Origin of the sequence: Cedecea sp. (assembly GCF_036500665.1) — a bacterium.
In the GTDB taxonomy this organism is placed as follows: domain Bacteria; phylum Pseudomonadota; class Gammaproteobacteria; order Enterobacterales; family Enterobacteriaceae; genus Cedecea.
In genome coordinates this window covers 84,621-107,994 of the sequence record NZ_DASYBS010000042.1, presented here as the reverse complement: position 1 = coordinate 107,994, position 23,374 = coordinate 84,621, and the positions used below count along the sequence as shown (strand labels likewise).

The following is a 23,374-nucleotide window of genomic DNA, read 5'->3' as shown; positions in this document are numbered from 1 at the left end:
GTATTGACCTTTAATCCTTCTCAGAACCGGAGTCACCATGACAGAACTCAACGCATCCCGCACCGCCCTGGTGGTCATTGATTTGCAGGAAGGTATTTTACCGTTTGCCGGTGGTCCACACAGCGCCGAAGATGTTGTAGCACGCGCCGCGCGGCTGGCCGAGAAATTCCGTGCTAACGGTTCGCCGGTAGTGATGGTGCGCGTGGGCTGGTCGGCGGACTATGCCGAAGCGCTGAGACAACCTGTTGATGCCGCCCCTCCCGGCCATGCCCTGCCCGCTAACTGGTGGAGCTACCCGGCTGCGCTCGGTAAAAAAGAGAGCGATCTCGAAGTCACCAAACGCCAGTGGGGGGCCTTCTACGGTACCGATCTGGAGCTACAGCTACGCCGCCGCGACATCGACACTATCGTACTTTGCGGTATCTCAACCAATATCGGCGTTGAGTCCACCGCACGTAATGCCTGGGAAATGGGCTTCTCATTGGTTCTGGCGGAAGATGCCTGCAGCGCGGCAAGCGCCGAACAGCACAACCATAGCCTGAAGTTTATCTTCCCGCGCATCGCCCGTATTCGCAGCACCGACGACATTATCGCTGCGCTATGATTTATATCGGCCTTCCGCAGTGGCAGCACCCAAAATGGAACCGGCTCGGCATTACCTCGCTTGAGGATTACGCTCGCCATTTTAACTGTGTGGAAGGCAATACCACGCAGTACGCGCTGCCAAAAGCAGAAACCGTACAGCGCTGGCGGGAAATGACAGGCGACAGTTTTCGCTTCTGCTTCAAATTCCCCGCCACCATTTCCCATAACGCCGCTCTGCGCAACTGCGGCGATCTCAGCGCCGAGTTTTTTGACCGCATGTCGCCGCTGGCAAATCGCATCGGGCAATACTGGCTCCAGCTACCGGCAACGTTTGGCCCGACAGATCTTCCTGCGCTGTGGCATTTTCTGGACACCCTGCCCAAAGAATTTACCTATGGCGTTGAAGTGCGACACCCGGCCTTTTTCAGCAAAGGGGCTGATGAACAGGCGCTGAATCGCGGTCTACACGAACGCAACGTTAACCGCGCCATTCTCGATAGCCGCCCTATTCACAGCGCCGTACCGCACAACGAAGCGGTGCGTGAAGCCCAGCGGAAGAAGCCCAAGGTTCCGGTTCATGCCATCGTGACCGCATCAAATCCGCTGGTGCGATTTATCGGCAGCGATAACATGGAGCAAAACGCCGCGCTGTTCGACGTCTGGTTAAAAAAGCTGCCTGAATGGGCGACGAAAACGACACCTTATCTGTTTCTTCATACCCCGAACATAGCCCAGGCGCCTGAGCTGGTACATACGCTGTGGCCCGCGCTGCAACAGGCGTTTCCTGAATTAGGCGCACCTCCTGAAATCCCGCAGCAGGCCACACTTTTCTGAGCACTAGCGACAGCATCCCTGTTGCAAGCTATGATAGCGGGAGCCGTGACTGTTTCGACATGGAGTTAATATGGTAAGCGCGCTATATGCGGTGCTGGCTGCCCTGCTGTTAATTAAGTTTTCGTTCGATGTCGTCCGCCTGCGCATGCAGTATCGCGTCTCCTACGGCGACGGGGGGTTTAGCGAACTCCAAAGCGCGATTCGGATTCACGGTAACGCCGTAGAGTACATTCCCATCGCCCTTCTGCTTTTGTTGCTTATGGAGATGGACGGTGCCGAAACCTGGATGGTGCATCTTTGCGGTATTATGCTGCTGGCCGGACGCCTGCTCCACTACTACGGTTATCACCACCGGCTGATCCGCTGGCGTCGCTCCGGCATGGGTGCCACCTGGTGTTCACTGCTGCTGATGGTGCTGGCTAACTTATGGTATATGCCTTGGGAGTTGGTTTTCTCGCTCCATTAACGCAAAATACGCCCCTTTCGAATTTCCGGATTTAACGTTATGTCTGACCGCGATACGCTGTTTTCCGCCCCAATTGCCAAGCTGGGCGACTGGACCTTTGATGAGCGGGTAGCCGAAGTGTTCCCCGATATGATCCAGCGCTCGGTGCCCGGTTACTCCAATATCATCTCCATGATTGGTATGCTGGCGGAGCGCTTTGTGCAGCCACATAGCCAGGTTTATGACCTCGGCTGCTCTTTGGGCGCGGCAACATTATCGGTGCGTCGTAACATTCATCACGATAGCTGCAAAATCATCGCCGTCGACAACTCTCCGGCAATGGTAGAACGCTGCCGCCGCCATCTCGATGCCTTTAAAGCCCAGACGCCGGTCGACGTTATCGAAGGCGATATTCGCAATATTACGATTGAAAATGCCTCAATGGTGGTACTCAACTTCACCCTACAATTCCTCGAGCCTGATGACCGCCAACTGCTGCTGAACAAAATCTGGCAGGGCCTGAAACCGGGCGGCGCCCTGGTGCTGTCAGAAAAATTCAGTTTTGAAGACGCTGAAGTCGGCGAGCTGCTGTTTAACATGCACCATGACTTTAAGCGTGCGAACGGCTACAGCGAACTCGAAATCAGCCAGAAACGCAGCATGCTGGAGAATGTCATGTTGACGGACTCGGTTGAGACGCATAAAAAACGCCTCAAACAGGCGGGCTTTGAACACGCAGAACTGTGGTTCCAGTGCTTTAACTTTGGCTCTCTGGTGGCCGTCAAATCCGGAGAAACCGCGTGATTGATTTCGGAAATTTTTATCAGCTGATCGCCAAAAACCATCTTGCACCGTGGCTGGAAACACTCCCTGCACAAATAGCCAGCTGGCAACGCGAGTCGCTACATGGCCAGTTTAAGCACTGGTACAACACGGTTAACTATCTGCCGGACATGACGCCTCACCGCCTCGATCTGCTTCACAGCGTAACCGCTGAGCCGGCGGCACCGCTGAGTGAAGGCCAGCGTCTTGGCATTGAAAAGCTGCTGCGTAACCTGATGCCGTGGCGTAAAGGTCCGTATTCCCTCTATGGCGTAGACATCGATACCGAGTGGCGCTCAGACCTTAAGTGGGATCGCGTTTTACCGCACATTTCCCCGCTTGCCGGGCGAACCATTCTCGACGTCGGCTGCGGCAGCGGCTATCACCTGTGGCGCATGATCGGCGCCGGCGCGCAACTGGCTGTAGGTATCGACCCTATGCAGCTGTTTATTTGCCAGTTCGAAGCGGTACGTAAACTGTTGGGTAACGATCAGCGTGCGCACGTTCTGCCGCTCGGGATTGAGCAGCTTCCCGAGCTCAACGCCTTTGACACCGTATTTTCAATGGGCGTGCTTTATCACCGTCGCTCACCGCTGGACCATCTCTGGCAGCTAAAGAATCAGCTGGTGAAAGAAGGTGAGCTGGTGCTGGAAACGCTGGTTGTGGAAGGCGATGAAAATACCGTGCTGGTACCGGGTGAGCGCTATGCGCAAATGCGTAACGTTTACTACATCCCGTCAGCGCTGGCGTTGAAAAACTGGCTGGAAAAATGCGGTTTTGTTGACGTGAAAATTGTCGATCGCTGCCTGACAACGCAGGAAGAACAGCGCCGAACCTCGTGGATGATAACCGAGTCGCTGGGTGACTTCCTTGACCCGAACGACAGCAGTAAAACCCTCGAAGGCTACCCAGCCCCGTTAAGAGCCGTTCTGGTAGCGCGTAAGCCATAATCTTTAAATAAAAAACCCGGCGCTGAATGCCGGTTTTTTTATCGTCGCTATTGGTTAGCGATATACCTGAGCGCTCCCGCTCCACAGGCTGGAGTCGCCCGGCGTTCCAAGTCCTACTATCTGAATTTTGCTGCCGCCGATTTTTTGGGCTTTTTCTCTTAACTGATTGATTGCATCATCGGTGCTTCCCGGTACGCCGCTGACTGAAACCACGCCAATGCGCTCCTGACCTACAGCGCTGCTATTAATGAGTTCAGGCAACGGCGCAGCAAAAGCGGCTGAAGCGAAAACGGAAGACAGAGCAAGAATCACGGTTGCTGTTAATTTTTTCATTTTTTAAATCCCTATAACGTTGATAGTTGTCGGGAGTGATTATTGCTAACAGGGCGTTTGGGAACGTAAGTGACTGGAAAACGAAATTAAACAATGTGTACAAAAAATGCAGGAGACGTTACATAACGCTTCGCTGGTTACAGAATAAAAAAAGCCCCGGCAGTCCGCCGGGCTTAATGAATAATGGCTTATTACATTATCGAAAAAAGGCTTCGGAGTGATGGCACACCTCGTTATCGCTGCACCGTCGGCGTCAAGGCTGGGAAAAACCTTCACAGAGAAAACCTGCCGTTGACGAAGCAAAGCCTGACAAAAGCAAGGGGTGTCAGAGGGCGCAGGTTCAAATCATCACGTTCCAACCCAATAAATATTTAAAACCAGCTTCTTACGGCTATTTTTGCTCCTTCGTTTTATCCGGGGAATTGTTGGGGGAGAAGTGGGGGGTAAAACCGAGGACGGAAAACCTTGAGAGCTTCGAGTAATCGCAGTTGAAAAACTGTGTTTATACCAATCAAAAAAGCCTGGCGAGGTAACGCCAGGCGGGCAGGCTTGCTTTAACAAAGACCTTTGAAGTTTACGCCATCATATCTACACGCTGGGCGGAGAATAAAATTGTGTTATTTCACCGGCTCCCAGGCTTGCTGGCTTGCTACTGTTGCCATGTTTTTGCCTCCGGGCTCGTAAGCTGGATGATTGATGTTACACCATCCTCCCTGAGGGAATTCGCGGCAACGCCATTTCTTACCATCCGTGCCTTTAACCACTGTTTTGCCTGCGAGATAGGTACCAATACCGTTTGGCCATACCTTGTCCGCATCCGGGCCGGGTTTATCTGCTGCGATCACCGACAATGAACTGCTGTAGCGGGAATCTTTTACCCAGACTTGGTTCTGATGAATACGATCCGCACCGCTTTCGAATTGGATACTGCCGTTCTTTTTCACGCCAACTTGTACATATTTTTCCTGGGTGTCATTCAGCTCACTGGCCAGTTCTTCTGCCCAGCGGTAGTTATTTTTATTTCCAGCAGTGATCTCTATGCTCAGATCGACAACTTCCAGGCCGCGGCTCCCACTCCCACCCAATAACCGGAAACGAACACGATCGCCTTCATCAGGGGACGGGATGCCCGGTTTCACGAACGGCTGTTCTTGCAGCCATCCATCGTCGGGGACAGGAGGCTTGGGATCAACCCCACCTTCGAAGGAAATATCGCTACAGTTAAAGAAGCCTTCATTTCCAGCATCTTCACGCTGCCAGACACTGTACAGAATTGCATTTCCTGTACGATTGGCTGGCAATGTCACCGGTATTTTGTATTGTGGATAGGGTGATGCCTGGATGGCATTGGGCATTTGACCGGTTGCAATCTGCGTCAAGTCTTCCCACTTCAGCGCTCGATTTTGATAATTAACACCGGGTTTAGTGATATATACGGTATACCGTGCCGGGTTATGCGCTGCAGTTGTATCCCACGTCAGGTTGATCTTTGCCCCAGCCTGGACAGAGGTAAGCTTCCATCCGGCACTTTGCGGCTCATCAAGCCCTCTTTTCTTCGGATCTCCGGCTGCACATAATAATCCGTCAGGAACGGCTTTTTTGATTGCGTCCAGATCATTGCGAGGGCTCGGGTTTGCAGCCACTTCATTCCACTGAACCAGCGGGTATTGCTCGGATTTTGCCACAGCGGCGCGACACCCACTATTAGGAATATTCTCGAGCGGCCCCCAGAAGCCCCCCTCCCTGTAACACTGGAGCTGACGAGAGACAGGCCAGGAAACAGCACCGTGCCCATAAGCCAATGGCGACAACGATGTGCAGGCCATGACCACCGCCAAACTAATAACAGTATTCGTTATTCTTTTCATAAATACTTATTCCTTGAAAATAAAGATATCGTGTAATTAAAAAAATATTTATCACTTCGGGAAAGTACAGCCCAAAAATATTTTCAACTAAAGAAAAAGCCTTAACCATCTCACCAGAGAGAATCTCAGATATTACATTTCGGTTATAATTAAATCTTTCAAGGGGGTGACATTAAGGGTGCAAATGTGGATGCAGGTTAAAATGTAAAACATAGTAACTCATATATCCAAAAAGCAGCAAAGCAATCGATGTTATTATAAAACCAACGGTACTGGTCATCGCCGTACGGAAGATGAAGGTTTTACGCGGCGTCAGTAATACGGCAACCAGCGGAATTATGAACAGGAAGTGGCCGATGAAATCCGTTAAACCAAAAGGAATGAATGCCAACACTACAATGGTGGCAAGAACGCCGATGCTCGCATAACCCGCCAGTTTTCCGGTGTAGATATGCCAGGCAAGGCATAATTCAACAAAACCGCAGGCTCGGACATAAAACTCCCAGTCCAACCCCATCGCCAGATAGCTGTGATCTTCCAGAAGCTGATAGAATAAATCGGGCTGCATAAATTTCTCTATGGCGCCCCACAGGAAGGAATAGCAAAGCACGAAACGCAGTAGTTCCAGTTCCGCGCCATAAGCTCTTTTAGGTAATATTGTCTGAATAATTAAATAAACGCCGGTGCCGATAAAAATAAAGTAATCCAGCATATGAAATACGCCATACAGCTGAACGGCATAACTGTATAAAAACAGGATCCCAAAACCTGCAATAAGACTGGTTCTTCTCGAGAAGGCGGTGACTGCAATGGCGTAATGGATATATTTCAGCCACGGATTTTCAATAAGCAGTTCTGGAGTAAGAATAACATGGGGGTAAAAAATCCCCAGAATCAGAAAGAATGCACCCGTTCCCCAGCGCATAATTACCGGTACGGCATTATGCGATTTATCTAACCATCCGTTAAACTGCGGGCGGTCGGTAAAGGAGGGAATTTTGCGATCCAGGACGGAAGTAGCAAAAACTACCGCAATAGAAAAAATCAGCAATGCCCAGAAGTCCAGGGTGCCAGCCATCTGAGCCAGCGATTCAGGGGCTTTCGTGGTGTCGAAATCGACAAACCATTTAACATGTGCTGATGCCACCAAAGGCACGCCCAGTATGCTCGCGGCAGCAATACGAATTTTATTTATCATATCCATAGTATTTCGGGTGCAACGTTCTCATATAAATAATTGTCAGGTAGTGTAAAGAATGGTTAGTAGAGACACCATTAGAGGGCAGCCTGACAAGCTTGAGTAATTTCTTATGGAGCTCAGATAAGATGCCGCTGGGGCGGTAACGTATGTATGTCACGCCTGGGAAATTCTCGAGCGTTGCAAGAAAGGGAACTATTTGATCAGATGAAAGCTAACTGAAAAAATCACCAGCAAAAAAAGCCTTTTTGGGGTTATCTGAACTTATTAGGGCTTTTAAATTGCCTGGTTCAGCCCCCCAAAACACCGGAATGCATTGATATAGATAAAAAAAGCCCCAGCAATCCGCCGGGGCCTGGTACGAGCAAGCATCATATTGGGCGACATGATGCGCGGTAAAAATCTTTTCAGCGCGACGGGTTTGTCACCGCCAGCGCGTTTTTCATTGCCGCCACTACGTCTGCATCCACGCAGTAACGATTAAACTCATCGGCTTCGGCATCGGCGCTCATGGAAACGCCCGCTTTGCGATAGCGCATCGGCGAAGGAACCGAGTGCCCGGCAGAGCTGTGAAGCTCTTCAATACCGTTTGCAACAAACTTGCTAACGTTGCTAAGACGCACGCCTGCGCCCGCCATAATGATTGGAGCACGAGAATGCTGTTTTAGTTCCCGAAGAAGTGAGATTCCCGTTTCGGCCGTTTGCTGCTGCCCTGAAGTCAGTATTCTCGCAACGCCTAATGCCGCCAGCTGTTCGAACGCCTGCAGCGGATGATGGCACATATCAAAAGCGCGGTGGAACGTCACGGCCATCCCTTCGGCGGCCTGCATCACCTTCTCCATTCGCGGCAGATCGATATTGCCGTCCTCATCAAGCATACCGATCACCAGCCCCGGAAAACCGAGCTCACGCACGAAGACGATATCTTCCAGCATGGTGGCAAATTCGCCGTCGGTGTAGCAAAAGTCACCGCCGCGCGGGCGAATAATCGGGTGTACGGGGATCGACACTTTTTGTCTGACCTGCCGAAGCACGCCAGCGGAAGGCGTCAGCCCGCCTTCTTTAGGCGCAGAGCAGAGTTCAATTCTGTCCGCGCCGGCTTGTTCTGCAGTGACAGCACAATCTATTCCATAACAGCATATTTCAAGCAAAGCCATTGATTACTCCTAAAAAACCTGCAGGTCGCCGGTTGTTAACCTGTTTCTGGATGATAATCTGAAAACAAGCTCACAAAAAGGTAGCGTACTATGGCATTCAATTTTGATGAATGGATCGACAGACGTCACAGCGATAGCGCGAAATGGAATAAATTTTCTGACGCGGTGCTGCCAATGTGGGTCGCCGATATGGATTTCCGCTCGCCGCCCTGCATCCTTGAAGCGCTGCAAGCGCGTATTCAGCACGGTGTATTTGGCTATGGTGCGCGCCCGCATGCGCTGATTGACGTCATCACCGAAAGACTCGCCGCCCGCTATCAGTGGCGCATTAAACCCGAATGGCTGCTCTTTTTGCCCGGGGTAGTGGCAGGCCTGAATTTATGCGTTCGCGCCTTTACCACTGCCTCAGCGTTGACGATTGCCCCCACGCCGATTTACCCGCCGTTTCGCAAAGCCGCTCTGTTTGCCCAGCGTAATCAGATAAATGCGCCGCTCAGGCTGCAAGAAAAACGCTGGGTTATCGATCTTGATGCGTTAACAGCCAGCATGACGGGCAACGAAAAACTGTTTATGCTCTGTAACCCACAAAATCCTGGCGGCACGGTTTACCGCCGCAACGAACTGGAACAGCAGCTAGCCTTTGCCCAGCGCCACGATTTAGTCGTTTGCTCGGATGAGATCCATTGCGATTTGCTGCTTGAGCCTGACGCAAAACATATTCCTTTCGCGACATTAGGCGAAGATGCGGCGCAGCGTTCCATTACCCTGCTCTCTCCGTCCAAAACCTTTAATATTGCCGGGCTTGGTGCCTCGGTGGCCGTTATTCCCAATGCAGAACTACGCCGTAAGTTCAAAGCGGCTCGCACAGGCATTGTGCCTGAAGTCGATGTCCTTGCTCTGACTGCGGCGCAAGCGGCCTGGCGAGACGGCGAGGCGTGGCTGCAGGCACTACTGGTGTATCTGCGCGCTAACCGTGACAAGCTGGTCACCTCGGTAAACAACATTCCAGGTTTGAATATACAGCCCCCGGAAGCCACGTACCTCGGCTGGGTTGATGCCAGCGGATTAGGCGTAAAGAACCCGGCTGAGTTCTTTCTTGATGCCGGTCTGGGTTTCTCGCCCGGAGCAGATTTCGGCGAGAAGCAGTTTGTAAGAATTAACTTTGGTTGTACGGCGGCGGTGCTTGATGAAGCCATCCGCCGCCTGCAAAACGCGGTCAAGCCGCGTTAATCAGTCAGCCTGTTCGCTGGCGACGATCTGCTCGATGGTCCAGGGATGGAATTTAATCGTAACTTTGCCGTCGGTTACCGCAAGCGTGGGGTTAGGCAACCTTTCGCGCTCGCCTTTTGGCGAACTGGTTTTCACCGAAATACCTGTTTCACGCAGCCCGGCGTCGGACAGCAGATCCAGCGCCCGTGCATTGAGCGTTTCCGGCTCGCCCGGCAGCACAATTTCAATATGTTCCCAGCCTTCGTGCGGGTAACGCTTCTCGCCCGGCCAGGGAAGTTCCACCACCGTAAACCGCCAGTGCTCTACACACACCGGTTCATCCAGCTTGAATAAACAAATCGGGCGACCGTTGATGATATTTTCACTCAGTAACGTGCCGCATTTTTTCAACCCCGCGCGCCAGCGGTCGGCGGTCGCGTTCTGATGGCAGCGCAAAGAGATGTGATCGGCATCAAGCGGCGCAACCTCGAGCCCAAGCCGGGTGGCAAGTTCTGTTAACGCTTTCGTAAATCTCGGCAGATCTGCCGAAATATCATGCAGTTCATCTACCGCCTGCCAGTTTGCCATGCCGCCATCCTCTTTTTCAGAAAGCGCGTAATCTACCCTGTTCCTGGGAGCGAGCCAACTCCCCGCCGGGGCCAAAATCAGATGAATGGTTATTCATTGCGCCGTTAATAATAATTGCGCCGCCGGTAGGCAAGGCTTTTGCTGACGCCAGGCCGCAAATAACGTTATACTCACGCCCTGTTTCGTTCCTCATTTTCAGGCTGCCCTTGATGCGGCGGCCCAGTACAAATTGTAAGGTATCCCGGTGAATATTCAGTCTCTTCTCTCAGAAAAAGTCAGTCAGGCACTGATTGCTGCAGGCGCGCCAGCGGGCTGCGAGCCGCAGGTTCGTCAGTCGGCAAAAGTCCAGTTCGGCGACTATCAGGCTAATGGCGTGATGTCCGTTGCTAAAACGCTGGGCATGCCGCCGCGACAGGTCGCAGAGAAGGTCATCGCTAACCTCGATCTGACCGGGATCGCCAGCAAAGTTGAAATTGCAGGCCCTGGCTTTATCAATATTTTCCTCGACCCGGCGTTCCTTGCTAAAAACATCGATGATGCCCTTACGTCCGATCGCGTGGGCGTTAGCGTGTCTAAACCGCAAACTATCGTTGTGGACTACTCCGCGCCTAACGTTGCCAAAGAGATGCACGTTGGCCATATCCGCTCCACCATTATCGGTGATGCCGCTGTACGTACCCTCGAATTCCTCGGTCACAAAGTGATTCGCGCCAACCACGTCGGTGACTGGGGTACCCAGTTCGGCATGCTTATTGCGTTCCTGGAAAAACAGCAGCAGGAAAATGCGGGTGAAATGGCCCTGGCCGACCTGGAAGAGTTCTATCGCGCCGCCAAGAAACACTACGACGAAGACGAAGCCTTTGCCGAACGCGCTCGCGGTTACGTGGTTAAGCTGCAGGGCGGCGACGAATACTGTCGTGAGATGTGGCGCAAGCTGGTCGACATCACCATGACGCAGAACCAGAAAACCTACCAGCGCCTCAACGTGACCCTGACCCGCGACGACGTGATGGGTGAAAGTCTCTACAACCCAATGCTGCCGGGAATTGTTGCTGACCTGAAAGAGAAAGGTCTGGCGGTAGAAAGCGAAGGCGCAACCGTAGTGTTCCTGGACGAGTTCAAGAACAAAGACGGCGACCCGATGGGCGTTATCATCCAGAAGAAAGACGGTGGCTATCTGTATACCACTACCGATATCGCCTGTGCGAAATACCGCTACGAAACCCTGCATGCCGACCGCGTGCTGTACTTCATCGACTCCCGCCAGCACCAGCACCTGATGCAGGCGTGGACCATCGTGCGTAAGGCAGGCTACGTGCCTGAGTCCGTCACGCTGGAACATCAGATGTTCGGCATGATGCTGGGCAAAGACGGCAAGCCGTTCAAAACCCGCTCCGGCGGTACCGTTAAGCTGACCGACCTTCTCGATGAAGCTATGGAACGCGCACGCATCCTGGTTGCAGCGAAAAACCCTGACATGCCGGCGGATGAACTGGAAAATCTGGCGACAGCGGTAGGTATTGGCGCGGTGAAATACGCTGACCTGTCCAAGAGCCGCACCACCGACTACATCTTCGATTGGGACAACATGCTGGCCTTCGAAGGGAATACCGCGCCGTATATGCAATACGCCTATACCCGCGTGCTGTCCGTATTCCGTAAAGCCAATCTCGACGAAGCCGAACTGCTGAAAACGAAGGTCGTGATTACCGAAGACCGCGAAGCACAGCTGGCCGCTCGCCTGCTGCAGTTTGAGGAAACGCTGAATGTGGTTGCCCGCGACGGCACGCCGCACGTGATGTGTGCTTACCTTTACGATGTAGCAGGCCTGTTCTCTGGCTTCTACGAGCACTGCCCTATTTTGAGCGCCGCCGACGAGGCCACCCGCAACAGCCGCCTGAAGCTGGCATTACTGACCGCGAAGACCCTGAAGCTGGGTCTGGATACGCTGGGCATTCAAACCGTAGAGCGCATGTAAGCGTAAAGCGTTTCACGCTCAAACCCGGCTAATTTGCCGGGTTTTTTTATCGCTAATCAGAAGTAGCTGCGCAGGTATTCCGTCATACACAGGATTCCCATCGCCTGGCCGTAAGGCATTGAGGTCAGCGGTATCTGGCGGTAAAACTCAAGATTGCTGCCCATTCCTGTCCCAAACGACGTTTGCAACAATTCCCCTCCCGGCGAGATATTGGCCACGATACCGCGTATCGCTTTTTCTCCCGCATCAGCATACTCTGCGCTGACGTAACGCTTGCGTACCGCCTTGAGAATGCCGTAGGCAAAACCCGCCGTCGCCGAAGCTTCCGGGTAAGAATCCGGGTCGTCAAGCAGGGTGTGCCAGAGACCATTTTCATTCTGGCATTTTACCAGCGCCTCAACCTGCCTGTTCAGCACCTGCAACAGATAGCGGCGTACCGCGCTGCTTTCAGGCAGGTCGATAAGCTCGAGGAAGTCCGGGATAACGATGGTCAGCCAGCTATTGCCACGTGCCCAGCGGGCGTTGGCAAAATTGTGGCAGCCTTCGTAGCTCCAGCCGTGAAACCACAGGCCGGTCTCCCGGTCCATCAGGTTCTGAACGTGAAGCAGAAACTGATAGGCCGCCTCTTCCACATACTCTTCGCGGCCAAGCAGTTTGCCGATTTTCGCCAGCGGCAGCACCGTCATCATCAGCGTGTCATCCCACATCTGCTGGTGATTTTCCTCCGCCAGCGTAATGTGCTGCATCCCGCCGAAGCTCGTGCGCGGCATCTCGTACATCGCCCATTCGGCCCAGCTTTCCAGCCACGGTAGCCAGGCCGGATCCTTGCTCTCTTCGTAGCGGTACGCCAGCGTCAGGAAAGGCGCCATGGTATTAACATTTTTGGTCGTAGCGCCTTCGGTAAAGCGCGCGGCAAACCAGCTATCGATGATATCCCGCATCGCGGTATCGCCCGTCAGGCGGTAATACTGCCAGATCCCATACAGCCCGATACCGTGCGTCCACTCCCAGCCAGCCCAACCCTTGGTGTCTATCACCCGGCCGTCGTCCAGCCGCAGCAAAAACTCACCGCTTTCATCACGAATACTCACCAGGCTTCGCGTAACGTTCTCAATCAGCGCTTTAAGTTCATCCCTCGCGATAAAGCGCTGAGGCTGGCGAAGCAGCTGGCTATGCTTAACAGGCCAAACCTTCATAGTATTAACCTCCATGGTATGTTGAATTCAGCGGCACGTCGGCTTTAAGCGTGGGCGCAGGCGGCTTATTGCGGTTGAGATAACCAATGTTGTTATTGCCCCACAGGGCTTCGAAAGGCATCCCGGCCAGCATTTCTACCGTTGCGCGAGCTTCCGGCGAGCTGGCCTGCTCAATTGCGCTGCCAAACTCGCGCATTTTGGCCGTCTCTTCACGCAGCGTGCTGTGGGTTTGTAAGTTGAGCCTGAAATGCAGGGAGACCAGGAACCCGCAGGCCAGCACCAGCAGCGTACCTACGCTCAGGATGGTCAAAATAGTGTGGCTCACTTCCACCGGCTGTATTTTTTGCCCGCTGACAAAGCCCGACATTTGCATCACCACGCCGACCAGCATCACCGCCCCCGCCTGAGAGGCTTTGCGCGTCAGAGTCATTATCCCGGCAAATATCCCTTCCCGGCGCTGGCCGGTTATCACTTCATCCACGTCGGCGATGTAGGTATAGGTATTCCACGGAACATAGTTGATGCCGCCGCGCCCTAGCCCGGCAACGGCCGAAACCAGCAGCAACAGCGCATAAACATCGCTGAGCCCGGCATAATAGAGCACGGCGTAGGAAAACGAGCTCAGGCCAAAAAGCACGACAACCATGCGATACGAGGGCGCGGGTCCAAAGCGGATGCACAGCGGGATCATCGCGATAACCGCAATAAACTGGAAGATAGCCATGGTGCCCAGCAGATTGGAGGCCATCGACGCCTCCTGCATCAGCACGAACACCACGTAATAAGTGAAGACCGCGTTAAAAACGTCCTGCGCTATATAGCCGCCAAGGTACATGCCCAGATGCTGGCGAAAAATCCTGACGCGCAGCGTGGAACTCAGTTCTACGAACAGGCGGTTCAGGCTTTGCCCGAGGCTTAGCTGCTGCCTCTCTGCTTCCGCCCTCAGCGCGGCTTCCGTCCACTCTGCACGCGGGCGCTCCCAGGTGAAGCACCAGACAAACGTCAGCATCAGCGCGCACAGCACCGAAAAGACCAGGCTCGCATAGAAAAAGGAGATGGCATTGTCTTTACCGAACTGGGTCAGCAATATGCCCGGCAGGAAAGAAGCCAGGATGGCCGACATTTGCGCCATAGAAATACGCGCGCCTGAAAACTTGGTTTTCTGTTTAAAGTCGTCGGTCATTTCCGGCACCAGCGTTTCATAAGGCACCAGAATCATGGTGTAGACGACGTCAAAGATCAGGTAGGTGACCAGGTAGTACCAGAAATCCATCTCCCCTACCCACATTAGCGAGTAGCTGAATACGCAGGGAATGCCGAGCAGGATAAAGAACTTTCTTCGTCCGAAGCGCTTGCCGAGCCAGGTGGAACCGAAGTTATCGGTCAGGAAGCCCATTAGCGGGCTGACTACCGCATCCAGCACCCTGGCCGCGGCAAAAATAAAGGTGGCCTCAATAGGAGAGAGCCCGCAAAACGTGGTGTAAAAATAGAGCAGCCAGGCCGCCGTTAGCGCCGTGGTCCCTGCTCCCAAAAAGTCGCCTGAGCCATAGGCCAGGTAGTTCGTTAGTCCAATTTTCCGTGTTTTCATCGCCGTCAGCCCTTATGGTTTTTGGGAGACTCCCTGATGACTGCTCCTCGCTCCGGGAGTAAGTACACGGTTAAAAGTAAAAGCATCGCCGCAGTGATACCTTTCCGCTTCTGCCACCGGCAAACGAAAAATGGCAAAAATGCAAAGGGGACCCGTGCCTGAATCACTGATTGATAAAACAAATTAGCTGGAGGAAAAACGAGGCGTCGACCACCGGATGAGCCCGATGGCCGAAAAGGAGAGCTTACTGGACGTAATTAACGATAACCTGATTGCTGCGCACCCGCAGCGGCGGGTACATAGCCCCGCCGCCCGGCACTTCCCAGACGAAACGCAAAGGCTGATTCGCGTCGGTATTGGTCAGGCCGCGCGTGGTGCCGTTATCGCCTTCCAGAGGCGTACAGTTGGTTGGCGAGCAAAGCTTGACCGTCAGTCCCGCAGGCGTCGGGCCATCCAGCACATAGGTCCAGGCAATCAGCGTCATCCTGCCGCTGACGGGCTGCATCGGCTTCAGTGGGCGGGACGAGGCCGCCACGCCACGGTTACTCAGGGTCACGCCGATGCTGCTGTCCTGCCATGAGCCCTCACCTAACGCCAGCGCGCCAAACGGCACCAGCAACATCAAAAGTAACGCTTTCATTATTTCGCTCCGATCGTTGCCGTCATACGAATGTTGCGGTTGTCCGACAGCTCAAGGCTCGACAGGACCACCAGCTGCGGCAGCGTTCTGCGTAAGAAACGCGCCAGCAGCGGGCGCAGCGCATGGTTCACCAACAGAACCGGCGGTGCGCCTAACATTTCCTGACGCTGAAGGGCATCCTGGGACTGCTCAAGCAGGCGATCCGCAAGACCTGGCTCAAGTCCACCGCCACCTTGTAGCGCCTGGAGCAGCAGGCGTTCGAGCGCCGCATCCAGACCGATAACCTGCACCTCCCCCGTCCCCGGGAACCATTGCTGGGTAATCGCCCGGCCCAGTGCCACACGAACCACGGCGGTAAGCTCATGCGGGTCGTTCTGAATAGGCGCGTGCTCGGCCAGCGTTTCCAGAATGGTGCGCATATCGCGAATCGGCACTTTCTCTTCCAGCAGGTTCTGCAACACTTTATGCAGCGTGGTGAGCGTCACTACGGCAGGGATCAGATCTTCGGTCAGCTTCGGCATTTCCTGGGTCACGCGGTCAAGCAGCTGCTGCGCTTCCTGGCGACCAAACAGCTCCGGCGCAAACTGTCCGATGAGGTGGTTAAGGTGTGTCGCCACTACGGTACTTGCTTCAACCACGGTGAAGCCCTGAATCTGCGCCTGCTCTTTCAGCGCGCTCTCAATCCAGATGGCGGCCAGACCAAAGGCCGGATCGATAGTCGCCTCGCCCGGTAAGGTACCCGCAGCCGTGCCTGGGTTAATCGCCAGCCAGCGGCCCGGGTAGGCATCCCCGCTGCCGATTTCAACGCCTTTCATCAAAATGCGGTAGCGTGCTGGCGGCAGATCCATATTGTCGCGGATATGCACCACCGGCGGCAGGAACCCCATTTCCTGAGCGAATTTTTTACGAATACTGCGAATGCGCCCGAGCAATTCGCCATCCTGCTGGAAATCCACCATCGGGATCAGGCGGTAGCCCACTTCCATGCCGAGCGGATCTTCCAGCTGAACGTCATTCCAGGTGGCTTCCACCGCCTGAGTATTTTCCGGCATTTTCACCGGCTGAGGCGCTTCGGGCGCGGCCATCTGGCGGCCACGCATCCACCAGGCTAAGCCCAGTAACGCAGCGGTAAACAGCAGGAAGACAAAGTTTGGCATTCCCGGCACCATACCGAGCAGCCCGAGTACGCCAGCGGCCAACAACATCACGCGCGGGTTATTGAACAGCTGGGTGACCATCTGTTCGCCAACGTCCTGATCGGTCGCCACGCGGGTAACGATAACGCCCGCCGCCGTGGAGATAACCAGCGCGGGGATTTGAGCGACCAAGCCGTCACCGATGGTCAGCAGGGTATAGCTTTGTGCCGCCGCGCCCATCGCCATATCGTGCTGGATAACGCCGACCATCAGGCCGCCGACTACGTTAATCACCATGATGATAAGCCCGGCAACGGCGTCGCCGCGCACGAACTTACTCGCACCGTCCATGGAGCCGTAGAAGTCCGCTTCCTGGGTCACTTCCGAACGGCGCTTTTTCGCCTCCTCTTCACCAATGATCCCGGCATTCAGGTCGGCATCGATGGCCATCTGTTTACCCGGCATCCCGTCCAGCACAAAACGCGCCCCAACTTCGGCAATACGTCCCGCACCTTTGGTGATAACCATAAAGTTGATGATAACGAGGATAATAAACACCACGATACCGATGGCGAAGTTGCCGCCGACCAGGAAATGACCGAAGGCTTCAACCACTTTACCCGCCGCTGCCGCACCGGTATGGCCTTCAAGCAGGATGATACGGGTAGAGGCGACGTTCAGCGCCAGGCGCAGCAACGTGGTAAACAGCAAAATAGTCGGGAACGCGGCGAAGTCCAGGGTACGTTGAGTGAACATCGCCACCAGCAGCACCATGATCGACAGCGCGATGTTAAAGGTAAACAGCAGATCGAGGACAAACGGCGGCAGCGGCAGCACCATCATCGAAAGAATCAGCAGGATCAGTACCGGACCGGCAAGAATTTGCCATTGCCCGGATTTCATGTTGCCCGGCAGGCGCAACATCGCAGCCAGATTAGCCATCGGAGTCCTTCTCGTTTGCAAAGTCCAGTGCCTCAGGCACCGGAAGATTTTCAGGTTTCTTCGGAATTAAGCCGCCCGCCACGCGCCAGCGTCGCAGTTGCCATACCCAGGCCAGCACCTCTGCTACGGCCGAATAGAGCTGACCGGGGATCTGCTGACCAATCTCAGCGTGGCGGTACAGCGCACGCGCCAACGGAGGCGCTTCCAGCATCGGGATGCGGTTTTCATTACCAATTTCTTTAATACGCTGAGCCACCAGTCCGGCCCCTTTGGCCAGCACTTTTGGCGCGCTCATTTTGTTTTCGTCGTATTGCAACGCCACCGCATAGTGGGTCGGGTTCGTCACGATAACGTCAGCCTTAGGGACATCAGCCATCATGCGGCGGCGCGCGATCGCCCTCTGCTGCTGGCGAATACGCCCTTTAATATGCGGGTCGCCCTCGTTCTGTTTGTACTCGTCGCGAATATCCTGGCGGGTCATTCGCAGCTTTTTAATATGGCTGTAGATCTGGAAGAAGACATCAAACCCCACCATCGGGATAAGTCCCAGGATCACCAGCAGGGCGCAAAGTGCTACCATGTTCAGCGCGTTAGCCAGCGCGGTTATCGGGGATTCGCTCATCAGGCGCATCATCGCCGGCCAGTTGTGCCACAGATACCAGGCGGCAACGCACCCTACCAGAATCGCCTTCAGCATTGCCTTCAGCAGCTCCGCCGCCGTCTGCATGGAAAACATGCGCTTAATCCCGGCGATCGGGTTGAGTTTGCCAAGGTTAAACTGGATTGATTTTGCGCTGAAATTCACGCCCCCCAGCAGCATAGGTGCGGCTATCGCCACAATCACCAGCCCGGAGATCAGCGGCAGCAGCGCCATCACGGCAAACCTTATCAGATGACTGATCTGATGCACGATAAGGCTGGGGTCGTTGATAATCTTATGGTCAAAGTGCAGGCCGTCAGACAGCATCGCGCCAAGCATCTTGCCAAGCGACGCGCCGCCCATCCAGATAATGCACAGCCCCACCAGCAGCATCAGCAGTGAAGTCAGTTCTCTGGAGCGCGGGATCTGTCCCTCTTCGCGCGCCTTTTCAAGTCGGTGGGCCGTGGGGGCTTCTGTTTTTTCCTGATCGCTATCTTCAGACACCGCAACAATCTCGTGGCCGCAATTTCAAGGACAGCATGCCAGAGCACGGTTGGGCTAATAGAGGAATTACAAACGTTTTTGTACGTTTATTTTGGCGTTAAGAAGCCGCCTCCCCCGCGCACGCAGGAGAGGCGACAAGTAAGTTAGAAGCCTAAGCTGTCGAGTAAATCGTCAACCTGGTCCTGGCTTGCCACTACGCCTGCGGCGGTTGTGTCAAGCTGCGGGCCATTCAGCAGGCCTTCATTCACGCGTTTGGCGCGCGCGTCCGGCTCCGGCATGTTCTCCAGCAACACCATCAACAACTGGCGTTCAATCTCCTGAATAACGTCCATCATGCGTTTGATAACCTGGCCGGTAAGGTCCTGGAAATCCTGCGCCATCATGATCTCGAGCAGCTGGGCGTTGGTGAAGCTGGTATGCTCCGGGACCCCTGACAGGTAACTGCGGGTATCGGTCACCAGCTCACGCGCATCTTTCAGCTCGATAGGATTCTCAAACCATGCATCCCAGCGGCCGCTCAGCGCTTTTGCTTCGCTTTCCAGCTGGTTCTGGTGAGGCTGAGACAGCTCCACGCAGTTCAGGGCGCGCTCGGCGGCCTGCGCGGTCATCTGCACGACATAGTCCAGGCGATCGCGGGCGTCAGGAATAGCTTCGGCCGCTTCGGCAATCGCCTGATCGAGCCCCAGCTCACGCAGACTGTCGCGCAGCATGCGGGTCAGGCTGCCGATACGTGCAATGATATCGGTCGGTGAATGCTCGTGTATCTCTGTTGCCGGGTTTGTTGATGAGTGCATTTGCGCCTCCTTACATGCCGAGCTTTTCGAAAATTTTGCCCAGTTTCTCTTCCAGTGTTGCCGCGGTGAATGGCTTAACGACGTAGCCGCTTGCCCCGGCCTGTGCGGCTGCAATGATGTTTTCTTTCTTGGCTTCTGCCGTGACCATCAGCACCGGCATCGCTGACATCGCGCCGTCGGCACGAATGGTTTTCAGCAGTTCCAGACCGTCCATGTTCGGCATGTTCCAGTCAGAGATAACAAAGCCAAAACCACCGGCCTGCAGTTTGTTCAGCGCGTCTACGCCGTCTTCCGCTTCTTCAACGTTATTAAAACCCAGCTCTTTAAGCAGGTTGCGCACGATGCGGCGCATGGTTGAAAAGTCGTCTACGACCAGAAACTTGAGTTCTTTGTCCGCCATAAAATCCGGGCTCCTTCAGTTAAATACGTATTGCCTGTCCGGCACTAATTTTCGCCAGCATCTGCTGGCTAACCTGGCTTAAATCGACCACTTCGCTGACGCCACCAGAATTGATGGCCTCACGCGGCATGCCGAACACCACACAACTTGCTTCGTTTTGGGCGATGGTCCACGCCCCTGCCTGGTGCATCGCCAGCATCCCGACGGCACCGTCATTACCCATCCCGGTGAGGATCACGCCCACGGCGTTACGCCCCGCATGCTTCGCCACCGAATGGAACAGCACATCCACGGCCGGGCGATGCCGGTTCACGGGTGGGCCGTCATGTAATTTGATTTGATAGTTCGCCCCGCTTCTGGCGAGCTCCATGTGCTTATCCCCCGGGGCGATGTAGGCATGCCCCGGCAGCACGCGCTCGCCGTCTTCCGCCTCTTTCACGCTTATCTGACAGAGCTTATTCAGGCGCTCGGCAAACGAACGGGTAAAGCCAGGCGGCATGTGCTGGGTTATCAGCAGCGCCGGGCTGGAAAGCGGCAGCGGCTGCAGCACGTGGCGAATCGCCTCGGTGCCTCCGGTAGAGGCGCCAATGGCAATCAGTTTCTCCGAGCTCAGCAGCGGCCCGGCCTTCAGGGTCGCAGGCACGGCGGCCGGTGCATGAGCGGCAATCTTCGCCCTGGCGGCGGTACGCACCTTTTCGGCAATCATTTCGCTGTAGGCCAACATCCCTTCGCGGATGCCGAGCTGCGGCTTGGTCACGAAGTCGATGGCGCCCAGTTCCAGCGCCCGCAACGTAACCTCAGACCCTTTTCCGGTCAGCGAAGAGACCATCACCACCGGCATAGGCCGCAGGCGCATCAGCTTCTCCAGGAAGTCGAGGCCGTCCATACGGGGCATTTCGACGTCCAGCGTTAGCACATCCGGATTAAACTTTTTAATCAGATCGCGCGCCACCAGCGGGTCCGGGGCGGTAGCAACCATTTCCATATCGCTATGACTGTTGATAATTTCCGTCATTATCTGCCGCATCAGCGCGGAGTCATCGACCGATAAGACACGTATTTTCGTCATGTTCTTTCCTTACTCAGGCCATAGACCGTCTGGCCACGCAGCCAGAAGTCACGGCTGAGGTTACTGAAGTTCTCCGAATGCCCGGCAAACAGCAGCCCGCCGGGTTTCAGCAGCGGAACAAAGCGCTGCAAAATCGCCTGCTGCGTTGGTTTATCGAAATAAATCATCACATTCCGACAGAAGATTGCGTCAAAAGGCCCCGGCACCGGCGCCTGCTTGTCCAGCAGGTTAATCGGCGCAAAATCCACGTGACTGGACAATTCGCTGCGTACCCGAACCAGACCTTGATGCGGCCCCGTTCCGCGCATGAAGTAGCGCTGCATCTGTACCGGTGACAACGTTTTCAGCTCTTCCTGCCGATAGACACCACTTTGCGCCTTCTCCAGCACCTGGGTGTCGATATCGCTGGCAAACACCTTCCAGCGCCCCGCGCCGCCGCCCAGTACATCGGCAAGCGTAATGGCGATGGAATAGGGCTCTTCGCCGGTCGAAGCCGCGGCGCTCCAGACCTTATAATCTCCGGCGCGCTTGCGGGCGTGTTCCGCCAGGATCGGGAAGTGGTGCCCTTCGCGGAAAAACGCCGTCAGGTTAGTGGTCAGCGAGTTAATAAAGGCCTGCCATTCGGCAGTACTGGCGTTCGCCTCCAGCATGCCCAAATAACGGCCAAAATCATCCAGCCCCAGCAGACGCAGGCGGCGAACCAGACGGTTGTAAACCATGTCTCGTTTATGGTCGGCCAGCACGATTCCCGCGCGCTGGTAGATCAACTGGCATATCCGACGAAAATGCGCGTCGGAGAGCGGCAGACGCTGTGTCATCTGTAGCATTAATGACTGTTGCCCCGTGGGCGTTGGTGATGTCATAGCGCCTTCTTCATTCCATTCAAGATGTTACCCATTCTCCGGAAGCGACAAATTCACTGGCGGAGGGCTGAGGTTCGGCACCGCTCAGGTTAAATACGGCCACCACGCCGGAGAGATATTCGGCCTGGCCCGCCAGCGCATCGGTGGCACTCGCCGCCTCTTCAACCAGCGCGGCGTTTTGCTGTGTCACCCGATCCATCTGACTTACCGCCTGGGCGACCTGCTCGATGCCACGACGCTGTTCATCAGATGCCGAGGCGATTTCGCCCATAATGTCGTTAACCTGCGTCACCGAACGGACAATCTCGGCCATCGTGGTCGCCGCCGTATCAACCAGCTTTGACCCCTGTTGAACGCGGTCAACGGACTCCTCAATTAATACTTTGATCTCTTTTGCCGCCTGCGCGCTGCGGCTGGCAAGGTTACGAACCTCACCGGCGACGACGGCAAAACCCCGCCCCTGCTCACCGGCGCGCGCCGCTTCGACCGCGGCGTTCAGCGCCAGGATGTTGGTCTGGAATGCAATGCCGTCGATAACGCTGGTGATATCGCTAATTTTCTGCGAGCTGCCGGCGATATCGCGCATGGTGCTTGCCACGTTGGCCGCCTGCTGCCCGCCCTGCTTCGCGGTATCGGCCGCGCTGCGGGAAAGCTGCGCGGCCTGGCGCGCGTTGTCGGCATTCTGACCCACAGTTGCCGTTAGCTGCTCCATGCTTGCTGCGGTCTCGGCCAACGAGGCGGCCTGCTGCTCGGTACGCGCCGAAAGGTCGTTATTTCCTGCGGCAATCTCACCGATGCCGGTATGCATCGCGCTGGTGCCGCTGCGTACCTGGCTTACCGTCTCTTTTAATGCGGTCTGCATGTTCTTCAGGCCAGCAAAAATTTCCGAGATTTCATTGCGCCCGTAGACCGTAATCGGTTTTGCCAGGTCCCCGGCGGCGATGCTGTCGAAATAGCTGCGTACAATCGCCAACGGCTGAACGATCATTTTGCGTGACCAGGCAAGCGAGCCGAGCAGAAGCACCACGGCGATAATCGTGACTACGACGAAAATTACCGCAGAGATATGGTAATTTTTCTGGCTGTCGCCGCTGGCGGTCGCCACTATTTGATTAATACTTTGCTGCCAGGCATTGAAGTTCGCATCAAAGACATCCTGCGATTTCTGTACCGGTGCACTCATGAAATCGGAAAGTTGGTTGTTTTCAAGCCACGTAGCCTGATGCTGCAGGTCGTCACGAAAAGCGGTGAAGCTCTGTTTCGTAGACGCCAGCATCTTCTCGCCCTCGTCCCCTTTCTGTGGGATCCCGGCGAACTGGTTAAACAGCATATCCGCCTGCTTCAGGCTGCTGCGGGCGTTGGCCATCAGACGTTTAATATCCTCAGGCGGATAGCTTAGCGCCGTGAGCGTTCCCGCCCGGTTTAAGGCGTTACTTGCCTGCAATAGCGCGGCGCGGCTTTGCGTTAACGTATCGCGCTGCTGATTGCCAGCCTCGACCATTTTGAGATTCTGAAAATCGTCACGAAAAGCCCAGAAAGACAAACCATTACTGCCAATCTGCAGCACGCCGCAGACAATCAAAATCAGGAAAAGCGTGGTCGAGATTCGGATACGGTTTAACATCAAAGCTTCCC

Annotated in this window: 23 protein-coding genes; 7 read left to right on the top strand and 16 right to left on the bottom strand. The window is 55.0% G+C overall.

Features of this window, described 5'->3' with window-relative positions; translation table 11 throughout:
* Nucleotides 1–37: 37 nt before the first annotated feature.
* The 5 genes from VGM55_RS07125 (at nucleotide 38) to cmoB (ending at nucleotide 3,636) form a co-directional block, all read left to right on the top strand.
* On the top strand, nucleotides 38–604 hold the full coding sequence (locus tag VGM55_RS07125; protein ID WP_154186625.1) for a hydrolase: 567 nt from the start codon (nucleotides 38–40) through the stop codon (nucleotides 602–604).
* Complete coding sequence (locus tag VGM55_RS07120) at nucleotides 601–1,419, top strand: DUF72 domain-containing protein (RefSeq protein WP_331635084.1); 819 nt, start codon at nucleotides 601–603, stop codon at nucleotides 1,417–1,419. The genes VGM55_RS07125 and VGM55_RS07120 overlap by 4 nt, the downstream gene beginning before the upstream one ends.
* Before the next feature lie 70 nt (nucleotides 1,420–1,489).
* On the top strand, nucleotides 1,490–1,885 hold the full coding sequence (locus tag VGM55_RS07115; RefSeq protein WP_154186621.1) for an MAPEG family protein: 396 nt from the start codon (nucleotides 1,490–1,492) through the stop codon (nucleotides 1,883–1,885).
* Between the two features lie 39 nt (nucleotides 1,886–1,924).
* Complete coding sequence (gene cmoA / locus VGM55_RS07110; protein WP_154186619.1) at nucleotides 1,925–2,668, top strand: carboxy-S-adenosyl-L-methionine synthase CmoA; 744 nt, start codon at nucleotides 1,925–1,927, stop codon at nucleotides 2,666–2,668.
* A complete protein-coding gene (gene cmoB, locus VGM55_RS07105; protein WP_331635083.1) occupies nucleotides 2,665–3,636 on the top strand; it encodes a tRNA 5-methoxyuridine(34)/uridine 5-oxyacetic acid(34) synthase CmoB in 972 nt (323 codons plus the stop codon). The genes cmoA and cmoB overlap by 4 nt, the downstream gene beginning before the upstream one ends.
* Nucleotides 3,637–3,690: 54 nt before the next feature.
* Here cmoB and VGM55_RS07100 read toward each other — a convergent pair whose 3' ends face one another.
* The 4 genes from VGM55_RS07100 to cutC form a co-directional block, all read right to left on the bottom strand.
* Entirely contained in the window at nucleotides 3,691–3,969 is a 279-nt protein-coding gene (locus VGM55_RS07100) for a DUF1471 domain-containing protein (RefSeq protein ID WP_154186617.1), read from the bottom strand.
* 617 nt (nucleotides 3,970–4,586) lie between these two features.
* Entirely contained in the window at nucleotides 4,587–5,837 is a 1,251-nt protein-coding gene (locus VGM55_RS07090) for a lytic polysaccharide monooxygenase (protein ID WP_154186615.1), read from the bottom strand.
* A gap of 172 nt (nucleotides 5,838–6,009) precedes the next feature.
* Complete coding sequence (locus tag VGM55_RS07085; RefSeq protein WP_154186613.1) at nucleotides 6,010–7,041, bottom strand: hypothetical protein; 1,032 nt, start codon at nucleotides 7,039–7,041, stop codon at nucleotides 6,010–6,012.
* Nucleotides 7,042–7,442: 401 nt separating this feature from the next.
* Nucleotides 7,443–8,192, bottom strand: coding sequence for a copper homeostasis protein CutC (cutC, locus tag VGM55_RS07080; protein ID WP_154186611.1), 750 nt, complete (start codon nucleotides 8,190–8,192; stop codon nucleotides 7,443–7,445).
* 90 nt (nucleotides 8,193–8,282) lie between these two features.
* Between cutC and VGM55_RS07075 the strand changes: the two genes are divergently transcribed.
* Nucleotides 8,283–9,422: a PatB family C-S lyase gene (locus VGM55_RS07075; protein ID WP_331635082.1), complete on the top strand. Its 1,140-nt coding sequence runs from the start codon at nucleotides 8,283–8,285 to the stop codon at nucleotides 9,420–9,422.
* Here VGM55_RS07075 and VGM55_RS07070 read toward each other — a convergent pair whose 3' ends face one another.
* Nucleotides 9,423–9,989, bottom strand: a complete 567-nt coding sequence (locus tag VGM55_RS07070) for a VOC family protein (RefSeq protein ID WP_331635081.1) — start codon at nucleotides 9,987–9,989, stop codon at nucleotides 9,423–9,425.
* Nucleotides 9,990–10,005: 16 nt separating this feature from the next.
* A complete protein-coding gene (locus tag VGM55_RS07065) occupies nucleotides 10,006–10,182 on the bottom strand; it encodes a hypothetical protein (RefSeq protein ID WP_154186605.1) in 177 nt (58 codons plus the stop codon).
* A gap of 51 nt (nucleotides 10,183–10,233) precedes the next feature.
* On the opposite strand from VGM55_RS07065, the gene argS reads away from it, so the two are divergent.
* Nucleotides 10,234–11,967, top strand: coding sequence for an arginine--tRNA ligase (argS, locus tag VGM55_RS07060; protein WP_331635080.1), 1,734 nt, complete (start codon nucleotides 10,234–10,236; stop codon nucleotides 11,965–11,967).
* A 56-nt stretch (nucleotides 11,968–12,023) separates the two neighbouring features.
* Here argS and VGM55_RS07055 read toward each other — a convergent pair whose 3' ends face one another.
* The 10 genes from VGM55_RS07055 to VGM55_RS07010 all read right to left on the bottom strand — a co-directional run bounded on the left by VGM55_RS07055 (nucleotide 12,024) and on the right by VGM55_RS07010 (nucleotide 23,363).
* Nucleotides 12,024–13,163, bottom strand: a complete 1,140-nt coding sequence (locus tag VGM55_RS07055) for a glycoside hydrolase family 88/105 protein (protein ID WP_331635079.1) — start codon at nucleotides 13,161–13,163, stop codon at nucleotides 12,024–12,026.
* A 4-nt stretch (nucleotides 13,164–13,167) separates the two neighbouring features.
* Complete coding sequence (locus tag VGM55_RS07050) at nucleotides 13,168–14,751, bottom strand: MFS transporter (protein WP_154186601.1); 1,584 nt, start codon at nucleotides 14,749–14,751, stop codon at nucleotides 13,168–13,170.
* Between the two features lie 244 nt (nucleotides 14,752–14,995).
* Nucleotides 14,996–15,391: a flagellar protein FlhE gene (gene flhE, locus VGM55_RS07045; RefSeq protein WP_154186600.1), complete on the bottom strand. Its 396-nt coding sequence runs from the start codon at nucleotides 15,389–15,391 to the stop codon at nucleotides 14,996–14,998.
* The gene (flhA, locus tag VGM55_RS07040) at nucleotides 15,391–17,469 is read right to left on the bottom strand and encodes a flagellar biosynthesis protein FlhA (RefSeq protein WP_154186598.1); all 2,079 of its coding nucleotides are present in this window, start codon (nucleotides 17,467–17,469) and stop codon (nucleotides 15,391–15,393) included. Before flhA ends, flhE begins: the two co-directional genes overlap by 1 nt.
* Nucleotides 17,462–18,613 carry a flagellar biosynthesis protein FlhB gene (flhB, locus tag VGM55_RS07035; RefSeq protein WP_331635077.1) on the bottom strand — a complete coding sequence of 384 codons (1,152 nt, stop codon included), beginning with the start codon at nucleotides 18,611–18,613 and terminating at the stop codon, nucleotides 17,462–17,464. The genes flhA and flhB overlap by 8 nt, the downstream gene beginning before the upstream one ends.
* Before the next feature lie 143 nt (nucleotides 18,614–18,756).
* Nucleotides 18,757–19,407: a protein phosphatase CheZ gene (gene cheZ / locus VGM55_RS07030; RefSeq protein ID WP_154186596.1), complete on the bottom strand. Its 651-nt coding sequence runs from the start codon at nucleotides 19,405–19,407 to the stop codon at nucleotides 18,757–18,759.
* A gap of 10 nt (nucleotides 19,408–19,417) precedes the next feature.
* On the bottom strand, nucleotides 19,418–19,807 hold the full coding sequence (gene cheY, locus VGM55_RS07025; RefSeq protein ID WP_008453900.1) for a chemotaxis response regulator CheY: 390 nt from the start codon (nucleotides 19,805–19,807) through the stop codon (nucleotides 19,418–19,420).
* A 19-nt stretch (nucleotides 19,808–19,826) separates the two neighbouring features.
* On the bottom strand, nucleotides 19,827–20,876 hold the full coding sequence (locus VGM55_RS07020) for a chemotaxis response regulator protein-glutamate methylesterase (RefSeq protein WP_331635076.1): 1,050 nt from the start codon (nucleotides 20,874–20,876) through the stop codon (nucleotides 19,827–19,829).
* Nucleotides 20,873–21,739: a protein-glutamate O-methyltransferase CheR gene (cheR, locus tag VGM55_RS07015; RefSeq protein ID WP_154186594.1), complete on the bottom strand. Its 867-nt coding sequence runs from the start codon at nucleotides 21,737–21,739 to the stop codon at nucleotides 20,873–20,875. Before cheR ends, VGM55_RS07020 begins: the two co-directional genes overlap by 4 nt.
* Before the next feature lie 19 nt (nucleotides 21,740–21,758).
* On the bottom strand, nucleotides 21,759–23,363 hold the full coding sequence (locus VGM55_RS07010) for a methyl-accepting chemotaxis protein (protein ID WP_154186592.1): 1,605 nt from the start codon (nucleotides 23,361–23,363) through the stop codon (nucleotides 21,759–21,761).
* Nucleotides 23,364–23,374: the final 11 nt, after the last annotated feature.